The following is a 13,688-nucleotide window of genomic DNA, read 5'->3' on the forward strand; positions in this document are numbered from 1 at the left end:
ACTGAGCCCTTAGCTGAACGGTTGACGCGCGATGAGGCTTGACGTTCGGAGATGAGGTGCGCGAGTGCTGGGGCGAACTCGGTGCGATCTACGAGTTGAGAGGCTCGGCGCGCGTCTCAACGCGCGCCGGCGGGTGCGTTACTAACGGTATGGGTAGCCCAGCGCAGGCTATTTCTTGCCGGCCTTGAACTGCGTGCGCAGTTGTTCGAGAGCCGCGCCGACCAGCTTCTCGCCGCTGCCCTCGGCGACCCGGGCGCTGATCACTTCGTAGGCCCCCTGCGGGTACGCGGCCCGGTTCGGCACGTACCCGACGCTCCCGTTGGCCAGTTCCGCGATCATGGTCTGGCGGAACGGCGACCCGCGCTTGATCTGTAGGCCCAGCTCCACGAAGATCTCTCCCGGCAGGCTGACCCACGCGAGGTCGTCCCCGAGCGCGATCACCTGCACCTCCACCGGGTACGGCTTGCCGAGCCGCGCGGACACGTCGATTGCCTTGAGCGCCTGTACTTGGTCGAGGAACCCCGGGACCGGCTTGGTCCCCTTCTCGAGGTCCGCGAGAACCTTCTTCGCGGCCATGACCTGGTCCGCGGTCACCGGCGGGAGCTCGAGTTCGACCGTCGCCCGGGACGCGCGCAGCGGGCCGTCGGTCGGTTTCAGGGCGTCGAACGTGCGCAGCACCTCGGCCGCGAGCCGGGTTCCGATGCGGGCCGCCTCACCGTGCCCCTTCTGGGCCTTGTCATTACCCACGTTGATGTGGTTCACGTCGCCGCAGGTTCCGGTGGTGAACACCGTGACCACGTCGTCCCCGACCGCCGTACCGAGCGCCTTGGCCAGCGCGTGCGGGTAGTCGGCCGAGTAGTGCGTGCCGCCGACCGTGTCCAGGTGCATCGCGAAGTTGACGTACACCGCGACCGGCTTCGGGGGCTTCGTGTCGGTCTCGACCAGCACCACGGGAACGGACGGGTCGGTCGGCCCGGCGGGGCGCACGATCCTGGGGTTCAGCTTGCCCGGGTTCCACCCGACGGTGCCGTCGGTCATGTGGAACCGGCGATTGAACGCGAGCCCGCGCTCGGTGCCGCACCCGAACGACACGCGCACGGGTACGCGCGCCGCGTGCGCCTTTTTCACCGCGTCGGCGATCTTGCCGGGCAACTCGGCGAGGTACGCTTTTACGATCTTCTTGCCGTCCGGGGGCGCGTCGTGGCGCGGAACCTCGTCCCAGAGCACCGGACCGGTGTGCGAGTGGGTCGCGGAGATCATCACGTTCTGTCCGGGAATCCCGGTCCGCTCCTCGATCAGTTTGCGGGCGCCTTCGACCATGTCGCGCGTGGTCAGGAGCAGGTCGAGTGACACGAGCGCGACGGCCGTGTCGCCCTTCTCGAAAACGAGCGCCTTGGCGAACAGCGGGTCGTGGGTGCCCTCGGCCCCGCGGGGCGAGTAGTACCCGGCCAGCGGGCACCCGTTGGGCGGGGTGACGTCGACCGCCGCGGCTCCCGCGGACAGAGGGCCGGCGAGGGACGGAACGGTGAGCGCGAGTGTGAGTGCGAATGAGAGAAGGAGGCGCATCAGGTAACTCGGGGGGAATGCAGGGCGGGGTCGCGGCATTATCCCAGAAATGCGCGCGAGGAAAAGTGCGTGATTGGCTGCAGCCTCGAAGTCGTGGCGCGTAAGATTTGCCCCGCTCGCTTACAACGGCGTGTAGTTCTTACGCACACCGAGTAAGAGTTGCGGCCGCGATCCCCACTGCCCAAATTCGCGCGCCACCCCAGCCTCGCACGATGGTGATCGAAGGCGTGCCGGTTCAGGGATCGCGTGAAAGAAAGCGCCGTTTGCGCACCGAAAGCGCCTCAAGTCGGAGCCACAAAAATCCGCACGGGTTTGTGGCACACGCGCTGCTGAGGTACGCACATCGCCTCCACCGTCAAAGCCAAGAGGGTCGAGACATGCCAGCCATCAGCGCACTGGACCGCGACGAACTGAACCGTCTGGCCGACGATGGCTGCCCGCACGGGGGCGATCTCGGCGGTTCCGACTGAACGCGGAGCGATTACATCTCGTCTCGAATGCGCACTCTCCCAAGCCCCGCGGCGTGATGTCGCGGGGCTTTTTCGTTTGGTTGCTTGCTGTAGTGAAGTTGCACTCACCCGAAGCCTTCGGCCCCTATCGAGGGCTCGATCCGAAGGCTTCGGTCTGTGATCGAATTGCATTTCTGGCACCGACCGAGGCGGTGCCCCAGACGAAGTTCACTTCGTCGGTAGGCGGAAGCACGCAGCCTCCTGGCCGTTCCGGACGTACAGGAAGCCGTGAGCCACAACGGGATGGTTCCAGGTCTTTCCGGTCAGGGCCGGCACCTTCGCCAGTTCGCTGAAGTCGGCCGGGCTCGCCTCCACCAGCGCCACCGCCCCGCTTTCTGCCTGCACCAGCAACAGCGCCTGGTTCGCCAGCGCGAACACCTACCCGTGACCGTAGGCCGTGTCCTTCCACACCTGCTTGCCGTTCGCCAGGTCGACGCAACAGAACCGGCCGTCGTCGAACCCGTAGAAGTGCCCGCCGACGATCACGCCGTCATTGAAGTACGGCCGCGCGCCCCGCGTGCTCCACACGGTCTTGACGTCCCAGGCGTCGCCCGTCTTTATTACCCGGAGCCGCCGCACCCCCTGGTCCCCACCGACCCCGGTGCCAATTATCACGTCCGTGTCCGACAGAACCAGCGGCTGCGTCGCACGGTTCCCGCCCCCGAGGGGCCAGGCGTGTTCCCACAACTCCGCGCCGTCAGTCGGGCGGAAGGATTCGAGGCCGTAGTCGGAGTGGGCCGCGAACTGCGCCTCCGACTGTCGGTGGAGGGCCAGGTACGCGGCGCGCAGGGCGATCGGGAGTTCGCTTCCGGTGCTCATAAGGTGCGGTGGCGGGATTCGTGCGTCTACGCACGATCGGAATCGAATAGAGATGCTAGAGATGGGGACCGGCAGATGCTAGTGAGAAAACGGTGAGAGCGTGCGGCACAAGCGCCCACGATCATCCGTCGAGGCCGTAAGCACGAACCTTGTCGAACAGTTGCCGGCGGCTGATGCCCAGTAACTCGGCCGCACGGGTGCGGGGGTATTCGAGGCGGGCGCCGCGGTCGCCGGCGAGTGCCCCAATCGGATGACTTGACCCTTCTGGCGGTCAGTTGGCCCGTCGGCGGCGTGTCACGACGCCAAATAAGTCAGTTGCCATTTCAATCAAAATTTCGTTTATAAAATCGAATGTTCGACTTCTTGCGAAATCGGGTACTGCATACGAACGGTGGCGGATCGGCAGGCCCGAAGTGGGGTGCGTGGATAGAGTTCAGCCTGCCGTAGCAGGCGCGATTGACGTGTTCCGCGTTCGATTCGACAACCTGCGACTCGGCAACCAATCCGACAACGGCCCGATCGCTGACTTCTCGTTCAACGCGAACGACCCCATCAATGCGCCCCGGGGCGGGCGAACGGATCGATCCCGGGGAACGTGCAGGTCCGATGACGGAGTAGTGCACCGTCGCTACAGTCCGGCCCGCTTCGCGGCCAATCACTTCTTCGCGCGCCCCGTCCCGAGCGACTGCAAAAAGTTGTCTATCCGAAGAGGTGGTTGGTCCGTCGCCAAGAAACCTCGCCCTGGATATCACTTCTATACATGCTAGTTGTGCGGTGCGTGCCCGACAGCAGTCCCGGCGGCGACCTCGGATGTTGCCGACCCGTCGCTCCGATTACACGGTCCACATCGGTTGCGCGTCTCACTCTCGCAGCGCCCGCCGTTGCCCCTCGCGTCGTCGGGGTTGAACCCATTGCGCGAGGTCAGTGACTTTTGAATACCGCTCGCGCGGACGGTATATTACGGCGGCGCAAGGTACGCATTGATTGAGGGCGTTCAGGCAACGATTGGCTGAGATTTTCAGCGCTTCCGCCCCGCGCACCTTGCGCGCCGCCGTAATAGTGGTAAGTCCCAGGTGAGAGGACCGAAATCAGGAGGGCTGAGCGGGCGGCACGGCGGCGTGTAAGGGAACCCATCTCGACTCGAGTAACCTCCTCCCGCTACCCGGTTACCCAGCTCTTCCGCACCAGCCACGTCTTCACCACCTGCGTGAGCAGGACGTACCCGAACAGGATCAGCGCGAGGAGCGGCCAGTACAGCAGCGGCAGCGGGGCGAACCCGAGCAGAGGGCCGACCGGGGAGAACGGCAGGGACGCCCCGACGAGCATCACCGCGATCGTGGACACGATCAGCGGCCAACTGGCCCGGCTCTGGAGGAACGGGATGCGATTCGTCCGGATGACGTGGATGATCAGTGTCTGCGTCAGCAGCGACTCGACGAACCACGCGGTCTGGAACACCGACGCGTTGGCCGGGTCCCAGCACCCGAAGCCGTAGAGCATGATGAAGAACGTGACGTAGTCGAAGGCCGAACTGCACGGGCCGATGAACAGGATGTACCGGGTGATCTGGCCGATCGACCACGGGCGCGGTTTGGCCACCTGCTCCGGGTCCGCGTCGTCGGTCGGGATCGCGACCTGGGAGAAGTCGTACAACAGGTTGTTGGCCAGAACCTGGATCGGGAGCATCGGCACGAACGGCAGGAACGCGCTCGCGCCGAGGACGCTGAACATGTTCCCGAAGTTCGAGCTCGCTCCCATCCGGACGTACTTCAGGATGTTGGCGAACACCTTCCGCCCCTCCCGCACCCCCTCTTCCAGCACCAACAGATCCTTCTCCAGCAGGATCACGTCCGCCGATTCCTTGGCGATGTCGGTCGCGGTGTCCACCGAGATGCCCACGTCGGCGCCCCGCAGCGCCGGGGCGTCGTTGATCCCGTCGCCCAGGAACCCGACGGCGTGCCCGGCCCCTTGTAGGCACCGGATCACCCGCTGCTTGTGGGCCGGGGACAGCCGAGCGAACAGCGTCGCCCGGCCCGCCGCCGCCGCCAACTCCGCGTCGGACATCCCCTCGACCTGATTGCCCACCAGAACCGCGTCCGTGGCGATGCCCACGTCTCGGCAGATCTTCCGGCTGACGAGTTCGTTGTCCCCGGTCAGCACCTTGACCGCGACACCGCCCGCCCGGAGCGCGGCGATCGCGGCACGGGCCGTGTCCTTGGGCGGGTCGAGGAACGCCACGTACCCGCGGAGCGTCAGGTCCCGTTCGTCGTCCTTCGAGTACGCCGGCCGGGCGTCGAAGTCGCGGTACGCGACCGCGAGCACGCGGAACCCGTCGGCACTGAGCCGGTCGAACTCCTCTTTGAGGTCCGCCCGGAACATCGGGTTGACGGGCTGAATCTCGCCGTCGAGTTCGAAGTTCGCGCACCGCTCGTAGAGCGCCTCCGGCGCGCCCTTGCAGATCAGCCGGTGCCCGGCCCCGGGCCGTTCGACCACGACCGACATCATGCGGCGGGAGAAGTCGAACGGGATCTCGTCGACCTTGGCGTAGTCCGCGAACGACGGGTGCGCGTGGACCTCGGCGTGCGACAGTACCGCCCGGTCCATCAGGTTCTTCAGCCCGGTCTGGAAGTGGCTGTTGAGGTACGCGAGGAGCAGCACCTCGTCGTCCTCTTTCAGGGTCACGTCGCAGTGCTTCTCCAGGACGATCCGGTCCTGGGTCAGGGTGCCGGTCTTGTCCGTACACAGGACGTCCATCGCCCCCAGGTTCTGGATCGCGTTCAGCCGCTTGACGATCACCCGTTTACGGGACATCCCGATCGCGCCCTTGGACAGGCACACGGCGACGATCATCGGCAGCATCTCCGGGGTCATTCCGACCGCGACCGCCAGCGCGAAGAAGAACGCCCCGGCCCAGTCCCCTTTCGTCAGCCCGTTGATGAGGAAGACGGTCGGGACCATGACGAAGATGAAGTAGATCATCAGCCACGTGAACCGGGTCACCCCGCGGTCGAAGCTGGTCGGCGGTTGCGGCTCGACGAGGGTGGTGGAGATACCGCCGAGGAAGGTCGTCAGCCCGGTGGCCACGACGACGGCGGTGGCGGCCCCGCTCTCGACGCTGGTGCCCAGGTAGCAGACGTTCGTCCGTTCGAGCGGCGACCGGCCGGCGGCGTCCTCCCGGGCCGCGAACTTCTCGACCGGGAACGACTCCCCGGTCAGGCCGCCCTGGGTGACGAACAGGTCTTTGCACGCGAGGAGCCGCACATCGGCCGGGATCATGTCCCCGGCCGCGAGTTCGACCACGTCCCCCTGCACCAGGTCCGCGACCGGCACCTCGCGCGCCCGCCCGCCGCGGCGAACGGTGGCGTGAACGCTGATCATCGCCCGGAGCTTGGCCGCGGCGGAGTCGGCGCGGGCCTCCTGGACGAACCGCACCACGACCCCGAGGAGCACCATCAGGAGGATGACGCACCCGGCGCGGGGGTCGCCGGTGAGGAACGACGAGGCGGACAGCACGACCAGCAGGATGACGAGCGGATTGACGAGTGCCTTGCGGAGCAGGCGGATGCGCGGGTGGCGCTCGTCACGGGCCACGACGTTCGGGCCGTTCTCCCGCAACCGCCGCTCGGCCTCCTCGTCCGCCAGCCCCGCCGCCGAGGTGCCGAACTGTTGGAGCGCCGCGTCGGGGTCGGCGGCGGATGCCTCGACCAGCAGCGGCGAGACGTGGTCGGCCGCGACGGCCGGGTGCGGGCCGTGCGGGAGTCGCTTGGGCAGAACGGGCGTCGGCAGCGAAGGCACGGGTTCACCCCAGTTTCGTGTGGCGGTCGGCGACCACTGCCGCTCATCCCGGGTGACTTACGGAAGGCACCCGGTCAAGGTTTGTAAACTGCCCCGCCGCGACCACCGCGGCCCGCGCCTCGGTGGTCGGGTACAGGTCCATGAGCCGGTAGCAGCACGCGCACGCGAACAGGCGCCGCTTGCGCTTCCCGGGTTCGTTTTTCAGGTTCTCGAGCGCGTGCCACGGGTACCGGCCCGTGAGCCACTCGGTTTCGGTTACCGGCGCCCTCATTCTTTGCCCAACACGAGGTCCACGACCCGGCACCCGCGCGCGTGCGGCCCGGCGCCGCGGCAGTGGTCCAGCACACCCGTACTGTCGCTGCCCGCGTCCTGGAGCGCATCCGCCAGAATGGGTAACGCGCTGAAGTCACGTAACTCGTACATCTGGGAGGCGAGCGCGAGAACAGTGGACGTGCGCCATGCGGGTGAGAAGGACACGGGGCGGAACGGATTGCCGAAGAGGTCGCGGATCAAGTTCGTAACGATCGGGCGCTCCGCGCTCAGGAGTCTCATCCGGTCCTCTTTTCGCTTGTCCCAATTTGACGCCTCAAACGCAGTGATCCGCGCGCGAACAATTTCGGCGCAGAAATTTTGGCACGACTCCCACAACATGCCCTGAGAACACAACACGAGGCTACTGTATTCCCGAGCCCTACGTCGTGAACGGGGGACGGCGCGCCCATTACGAAATGCGTTCAATTGATCCAATGAAATTAGTCCGTCTGCGTGCCTCTCGGCGCAACTCAATGACTCAACCAGATCATCGGACATGAGTACGGCCGGAAGGAGGCGCGCCGAACTACACAACAAGAGCCGCAATTTCCGGGCGGTTACCTTACCCCCGAAGAAACTCAAACATCTTCCCGGGCTCCTCGCACGCGAGCCACTCGGCTTCGGTCATCGGCAGCCCTCACCCCTTGTCCAACACCAGGTCGACGACCCAGCACCCGCACACATGGGCACCCGGTTCGCGACAGTGGTTTAGCACGTCATTATTGTCGCAGCCCGCGTCTTGTAACGCATCGGCCAGAACGGGCAGCGCAGAAAAGTCGCGGGACTCGGACACCCGCCTTGCGATCGCGACCGCAGTGTCAGTGCGCCAATCCGGGGAGAACATGACGAACCGGGATGGGGCACCACGGATCAGCGCAATGTTACGTAGGATGTCCCGGATTGCGGTACGGGCATTGTGAGAGTGGCCGGGCGAACACGCCACGTGCCGGAGCCGTTCGGCCTGAATCGGTGTCGCCATCCGTGCGAGTTCGACGTGAATCGGGACCGATCCAACGGTTGCACCTGCCAACAGGTTTTCGTACTCGACAGATTCTTCGATCTCGAAGATCACATCAAATGCAGGCTCATACAACAGTGCGTCGCCCAAAAGATCCAGCAGGAAAGAGAGTAACCGCGGCCCACCGCACCGGCGCCCGACCCGGCCGACATGGTACGGGATTTCTGCGACCGCGCCCCGATCCCATACGTCCGCGCGGGTAGTCAGGTCTGTTCCCCGTAGCCATCGGAGCAACTCAAGACAGTCTTCTTCAGTCAACGTGTCTTGCCACCCTCGCTCCAAGCGGTTGCGCTCGTCGAGATCGCCGAACGGTCCCAAAGGTAGCGCGTGTTCGCGCACGGCGTCCAGGAGTTCTCGGCGGCGCTCGGTCCGCGTGCGCTCCTGGTCGGGGGCGAAGTCTGTACCGGGGCGATCGGCGACGCGTCCCCTTAGCAAGCGAATCACCGTCTGGTACACCGCTACTTGATTTGGGCCGGCTGACGTGAACTTTGTGGAGCCTCCTGAGTCGCCGTGCCCGCCGGTCGGGGGCCAAAGCCAAGTTCCATCGGCGGCCCGCTTGTGCGCCAACCACACGATCAATTCGGCCGCGACGGTCGGCGTGAGGGTGCTCAAGGCCGCAACGATTTTGGGGCGCTGGTTCGGGTGGTCGTGAACCGTCCAGACGACGGCCGCGAGCAATCCGTCGAGTGCCTGTTGCCGGGTTATGAGGGCGCGCTCCCGTAGTGAGAGCCGGCGAACGAGGGATCCCGCCAGTTCGTCGATCGGGTACATTCCCATGACGCGCCCACACTTTATTAGAAAATTATATTTATTTCCACTACTGATATTGATGTCACATCTACCAATATCGTAAAATCCCACGAGAGTACGGGCGCCTCCGGTACGAATGGGCGTGAGGTCACAAACAACGAATGTTAGCCGTTGGGAGCGACGGATGTCGTTTTTCCCGGGAGAAATCGCAGTGCGCGGCGGCCCGGTCCGGAAATGTGAGCAAATGTTAGCCGCGCGGGAGGGAGAAAGGTTCACCGCGGAGGGCACGCGAGGGCGCGGAGAAGACGAGAAACAGGAACGATCTCTGCTCCGGTCTTTCTCCGTGCCCTCGCGTGCCCTCCGCGGTGAAATCTGCTGAACAACGGCCGTTACGCCAGATCCTTCCCTCGGATCTGGGCCTTGAGCACATGGCGCAGCCGGCCCTCGACCTTCTCGTGGGCCTTCACGATCTCCTTCTCGCCGAGCGTGCGGTCGGGGGCCTGGTACGTCAGCGCGAACGCCAGGCTCTTCGTGCCGTCCGGCAGCCCGGTCCCGCGGTACACGTCGAAGAGGGCCGCGTCGGTGAGCAACTCGCCCCCGGCGGCCCGGATCTCGGCCAGCACCGCCTCGGCCGGGGTCGCGTCGGCCACCACGACCGCCACGTCGCGCTTCGCGGGCGGGAACGTGCTGAACGGCTTGTACCCGTAGCGCGCGGGCACCGCCGCGAGTACCGCTTCGAGGTCCAATTCGGCCACCTGCACGGCCCGGTCCCCGAGCAGGAACTGCGCCGCGACCTTCGGGTGCAGTTCGCCGAACGCGCCCACCGCGGTGCCGTTCACGCGCAGCTCGGCGGCCCGCATCGGGTGCAGCCAGGGCACGGTGCCGGTCGCCGCGAACGTGACGCTGGACAGGTGCAGGTCGCTTGTGAGGGCCTCTACCACGCCCTTGAGGTCGTAGAAGTCGTAGCGCGCCGGGACCGCGCCCTGCGGGTCGTCCCACGCGGCCCCGGTGCGCCGGCCGCACAAGACGATGGCCAGTTTCCGCGGTTCGCGCGGGAGCCTCGCGCCGGGTACGGGCAGATACGCGAACCCGAGTTCGTACATGGCGACGCTGTCGGCGGCTTCGAGGTTCTTCTGCGCGACCGCGAGCAGCCCCGGGAGCAGCGTGCGCCGCAGCACCCCGCGCTCCGGCGAGAGCGGGTTCAGTAGCGCGACGAAATCAGCAGAACCTAACCCCCCAACCCCCTTCCCTAGGAAGGAAGGGGGAGAAAAATCATCGGCGGTTTTAAGCCCCTCTCCGTTTAGGGGAGGGGTTGGGGAGGGGTTCTGCCCCGCCCCCAGTTTCGCTTCGGCTTCCAAACTGCTGAGCGAGTACGTGATCGCTTCTTGCAGCCCCTGGTCGGCAAGCAGGTCGCGCACGCGGTCCTCGCCCTCCAGGTCCGGGTTGCCCTTCGGCTCCGGGAGTTCGAGCGGGAGCAGGCGCTCCTTCAGGTTGTCGTACCCGTACACGCGGGCCAGTTCTTCAATGAGGTCCGCGGCACCGGCCTGGATATCGAGGCGCGTGGGCGGGGTCGTAACGGTCCAGGCGTCGTCCCCGTCCGGCTCAACCTGGAACTGGAGCGCGGTCAGCACGCGGACGACTTCGGCGCTCGGGATGTCGAACCCCAGAAGGCGCCGGATCTCGTTCTGGTCGAGGTCGATCACCTGTGGGGGCAGCGGCGCGGGGTACTCGTCGACTACGCCCGTGAGAACTTCCCCCTCGGCGTGATCGTGGAACAGTTGCGCGGCGCGGACCGCGGCCAGGAGCGATTGTTCGGGGTGAACGCCGCGGCTGAACCGCGTGCTCGCCTCGCTGAATAGGTTGAACTGGCGGGCGGTCTTGCGCACGCTGACGAAGTCGAAGCACGCGCTCTCCAGCAGGATCGTCTTGGTCGCGGCGCCGACTTCCGTCTCCGCGCCGCCCATGACGCCGGCCAGCGCGATCGGCCCGGCGGTGTCGGCGATCACGAGGTTCTCGGGCGACAGTTCACGGTCCTGGCCGTCGAGCGTCTTGAGCACCTCACCGGGCTTCGCGGGGCGCACGATGATCGTCGGGGCCTTACCGCCGGCGCGCGTTACGAGCACGTCGTAGTCGAAGGCATGTAGCGGCTGGCCGTGTTCGAGCATCACGTAGTTGGTGATGTCGACCGCGTTGCTGATGGGGCGCATGCCCGCGTAGTGCAGGCGCGAGCGCATCCAGCGCGGGGCCGGCCCGAGCGTCACGTTGCGGATGACGGTCGCGGTGTAGCGCGGGCACAGTTTCGGGTCCGCGATCTCGACGCGAACCTTACCCTCAATGCTCTCCGCGACCGTTTCGACCTTTGGTTCGGCGATCGTGGCACTCACGCCGGTGAGCGCGGCCACCTCGCGCGCGATGCCGATCATCGAGAGGCACCGGGCCATATTCGGGAGGATGTCGAGTTCGACGACGATCTCACCGAGCACGTCCTGGGCCGGGGTGCCCGGAGCCGCGTCCGCGTCGTCGAGGATAATGATGCCTTCGCTCTCCTCGGCGATGCCCAACTCGAAGTCGGACATGCACATGGCGTCGTTGTCGATTTCGCGCAAGCGCTTCGGTACCAGAGTCATGACGGTCTTCTTGCCGTCTTTACCGGTGAAGAAGTACTGCGACCCGCACAGCCCGAGGATGATCTTCATCCCGCTCTGGCCGACAGCAATGTTCTCGGCCCCGGTGATGACGGTCTTCGGCGCGCCCGTGCCCAGGTCGAGTTTGACGAGTTTGAGACTGTCGGCGTTGGGATGTTTGGTGATTTCGAGTACCTGCGCGACGACGAGTTTGTCGCGCTCCCACACGAGCCCCGCGTCCTCCGGCTTCACGCGGAGCGTCCCTTGTACGGGGAACCCAAAGACCTTGACCCCCGACGATTCCAGTCCGGCGATCGTCAGGCGCTCGACGAGCGCGCCCGGATCGGCCGGGAGCGGGACGTAATCTTTGAGCCAGGACAGCGGAACGAGCATGGCGGGGGCCTTGTGTTTCACTGAGAATCGAATGCGGACATCGTATGGAGACGGGTCCGGGGGCGTCAGTGGTTCGCGGCGGTTCGCGGGCGCGTGCGAAAGCGGGGGCGAACCCGAGGGAGGAATCGTGTGTCTGAGAAGTGAAGTTTTCGACGAGGCCCCCTTGAAGTGCGGGCCTGGTTTCCCCAGAATAATGAGCGTTAAGCCCCTTTAGCTCAGTTGGTAGAGCAGCTGACTCTTAATCAGCGGGTCCTCGGTTCGAGCCCGAGAGGGGGCACTGACAGAAGTCCAATCGGCTGAGGCGTTTACGCCAACCCGTAGGTGGTCTACGGAGCAGCCCGAAGAGCCGAGTTTCTGGGAGCCCCTCCCGGAAACTCCTCAACGGAGTGCTCCGCATGGCCCGTCCCAAGAACCCGACCCCCACATATAAGCACCACAAAGCAACCGGTCTCGCCCGGTGCTGGGTCAACGGTCGGTGGGTTAGCCTTGGCAAATTCAATTCCCCGGAAAGTCGCGCCGAGTTCGCGCGAATCATCGCGGAACTGTCCCATTCACCTTCTGTTCCCGTCCGCGGTAAATCGCCTCGTACTCCCCCAACTACGATCGATCAGGTCATGCTCGCGTTCTTCGCGCACGCCGCGAAGCACTACGTGACCCGCACCGGCAAACCGTCCGAGGAGTACAACGAGTTCCGGCGGGCCGCGCGCCCGCTCCACGCGCTCTACGGCCACATCCCGGCTTCCGACTTCGGCCCGCGCGCCCTCGCGACCGTTCGCGCCGAGATGGTCAAAACCGGCCTGTCCCGCAACGTGGTCAATCAGCGCATCGGGCGGATCGTTCGCGCGTTCAAATGGGCCGTCGCCGAAGAACTCGTTCCCGTCACGGTCTTCGAGGCGCTTCGCACACTGAAGGGCTTACAGCGCGGCCGCACCGAGGCCCGTGAGACGGACCCTATCACCCCGGTTCCGGCGCACCACGTCACCGCGACGCTCCGGTTCCTCAACGCGCACATTTCCGCGATGATCGAGCTCCAGCGGCTCACCGGGTGCCGCCCCGGCGAGATCTGCGCGCTCCGCATGGCCGATGTCGATGCGTCCGACGCCGTTTGGCTCTATCGCCCCGTGGTTCACAAGACGGAGCACCACGGGTTCGATCGCGTCATTCCGTTCGGTCCGCGCGCCCAACTTGTTCTCCGCGCTTTCCTTGATGCGCGCCCGGTCGAGCCCGCAGCGCCCGTATTCAGTCCCGCCCGGGCTCGTGAAGAGCGATTCGCGCTGTCTCGCACCCGGCGTAAAACCAAAGTGCCGCCCTCGCAAGTCTCACGTCGGAACCCCACCCCGCTGCGCGTACCCGCGGCCCAGTACTCTGCCCACTCATTCAGCCAGGCCGTCCGTAAGGCGGCCCTGAAGGCCTTGGTTCCGCACTGGCACCCGAACCAGCTCCGGCACGCCTACGCGACCGATGTCCGCCGGCGATTCGGTCTCGAAGCGGCCCAGGTGCTCCTCGGGCACGCGAGCGCGAATGTGACGCAAGTTTACGCCGAGCGCGATCTGGCACGAGCGCTACAGGTGGCCCGCGAAGTGGGTTGATCCGCTCGCGGTCGCCGAACATTCCAAAAAAATCTTGGTCCGAATACTCCGGATGTGAGGCCACAGGCGGACCACGGATGGCGCCCCAGTTGGGGCGCCATCACGCACTGAACAGTCACTGGATAGGCACTTGAATTAACATCGTGCGGCCTTTGCGTTTCTTGACATCCCAATGACGCTCCTTGATGTCGCGATCTTGTATCTCCTGTCGCATCTTGTCATACTTCGGCCATCTCACCACTTCCACTACTACTCATGACTAACAGTGCTTACTAGCACTTCGCAGCACTTCTACGGTACTTGCCTAGCGCCG

General features: G+C 65.5%; 10 protein-coding genes and 1 tRNA gene. 2 read left to right on the forward strand and 9 right to left on the reverse strand.

The window, feature by feature from the left end; all coding sequences use genetic code 11:
• Window positions 1-168: 168 nt before the first annotated feature.
• The 9 genes from VT84_RS22615 to pheT all read right to left on the reverse strand — a co-directional run bounded on the left by VT84_RS22615 (window position 169) and on the right by pheT (window position 11,786).
• Window positions 169-1,566, reverse strand: a complete 1,398-nt coding sequence (locus tag VT84_RS22615; RefSeq protein WP_082841077.1) for a neutral/alkaline non-lysosomal ceramidase N-terminal domain-containing protein — start codon at window positions 1,564-1,566, stop codon at window positions 169-171.
• Window positions 1,567-2,243: 677 nt separating this feature from the next.
• A complete protein-coding gene (locus tag VT84_RS22620; protein WP_052552380.1) occupies window positions 2,244-2,453 on the reverse strand; it encodes a hypothetical protein in 210 nt (69 codons plus the stop codon).
• Entirely contained in the window at window positions 2,454-2,894 is a 441-nt protein-coding gene (locus VT84_RS22625) for a PQQ-binding-like beta-propeller repeat protein (RefSeq protein WP_052552381.1), read from the reverse strand.
• Window positions 2,895-3,015: 121 nt separating this feature from the next.
• Entirely contained in the window at window positions 3,016-3,141 is a 126-nt protein-coding gene (locus VT84_RS42375) for a helix-turn-helix domain-containing protein (protein ID WP_082843375.1), read from the reverse strand.
• Window positions 3,142-4,052: 911 nt separating this feature from the next.
• The gene (gene mgtA / locus VT84_RS22635) at window positions 4,053-6,689 is read right to left on the reverse strand and encodes a magnesium-translocating P-type ATPase (RefSeq protein ID WP_204249625.1); all 2,637 of its coding nucleotides are present in this window, start codon (window positions 6,687-6,689) and stop codon (window positions 4,053-4,055) included.
• A 43-nt stretch (window positions 6,690-6,732) separates the two neighbouring features.
• A complete protein-coding gene (locus VT84_RS22640; RefSeq protein ID WP_052552385.1) occupies window positions 6,733-6,960 on the reverse strand; it encodes a hypothetical protein in 228 nt (75 codons plus the stop codon).
• Window positions 6,957-7,241 carry a hypothetical protein gene (locus VT84_RS22645; RefSeq protein WP_082843377.1) on the reverse strand — a complete coding sequence of 95 codons (285 nt, stop codon included), beginning with the start codon at window positions 7,239-7,241 and terminating at the stop codon, window positions 6,957-6,959. Before VT84_RS22645 ends, VT84_RS22640 begins: the two co-directional genes overlap by 4 nt.
• 397 nt (window positions 7,242-7,638) lie before the next feature.
• On the reverse strand, window positions 7,639-8,796 hold the full coding sequence (locus tag VT84_RS22650; RefSeq protein ID WP_082841078.1) for a hypothetical protein: 1,158 nt from the start codon (window positions 8,794-8,796) through the stop codon (window positions 7,639-7,641).
• Window positions 8,797-9,158: 362 nt separating this feature from the next.
• Entirely contained in the window at window positions 9,159-11,786 is a 2,628-nt protein-coding gene (gene pheT / locus VT84_RS22655) for a phenylalanine--tRNA ligase subunit beta (RefSeq protein ID WP_157469724.1), read from the reverse strand.
• 204 nt (window positions 11,787-11,990) lie between these two features.
• On the opposite strand from pheT, the gene VT84_RS22660 reads away from it, so the two are divergent.
• Together VT84_RS22660 and VT84_RS22665 are read left to right on the forward strand one after the other, a co-directional pair.
• Window positions 11,991-12,063 (forward strand) — tRNA-Lys (locus tag VT84_RS22660).
• 118 nt (window positions 12,064-12,181) lie between these two features.
• On the forward strand, window positions 12,182-13,375 hold the full coding sequence (locus VT84_RS22665) for a tyrosine-type recombinase/integrase (protein ID WP_082841080.1): 1,194 nt from the start codon (window positions 12,182-12,184) through the stop codon (window positions 13,373-13,375).
• Window positions 13,376-13,688 lie beyond the last annotated feature (313 nt).

It is taken from the genome of Gemmata sp. SH-PL17, from assembly GCF_001610855.1.
GTDB classification, from domain to species: Bacteria; Planctomycetota; Planctomycetia; order Gemmatales; family Gemmataceae; genus Gemmata; species Gemmata massiliana.

Excerpts from the sequence above, each read along its gene's own strand:
- VT84_RS22615 (WP_082841077.1), bottom strand. The coding sequence starts at position 1,566 with ATGCGCCTCCTTCTCTCATTCGCACTCACACTCGCGCTCACCGTTCCG.
- VT84_RS22625 (WP_052552381.1), bottom strand. The coding sequence starts at position 2,894 with ATGAGCACCGGAAGCGAACTCCCGATCGCCCTGCGCGCCGCGTACCTG.
- VT84_RS22640 (WP_052552385.1), bottom strand. The coding sequence starts at position 6,960 with ATGAGGGCGCCGGTAACCGAAACCGAGTGGCTCACGGGCCGGTACCCG.
- VT84_RS22645 (WP_082843377.1), bottom strand. The coding sequence starts at position 7,241 with ATGAGACTCCTGAGCGCGGAGCGCCCGATCGTTACGAACTTGATCCGC.
- VT84_RS22650 (WP_082841078.1), bottom strand. The coding sequence starts at position 8,796 with ATGGGAATGTACCCGATCGACGAACTGGCGGGATCCCTCGTTCGCCGG.
- pheT (WP_157469724.1), bottom strand. The coding sequence starts at position 11,786 with ATGCTCGTTCCGCTGTCCTGGCTCAAAGATTACGTCCCGCTCCCGGCC.
- VT84_RS22665 (WP_082841080.1), top strand. The coding sequence starts at position 12,182 with ATGGCCCGTCCCAAGAACCCGACCCCCACATATAAGCACCACAAAGCA.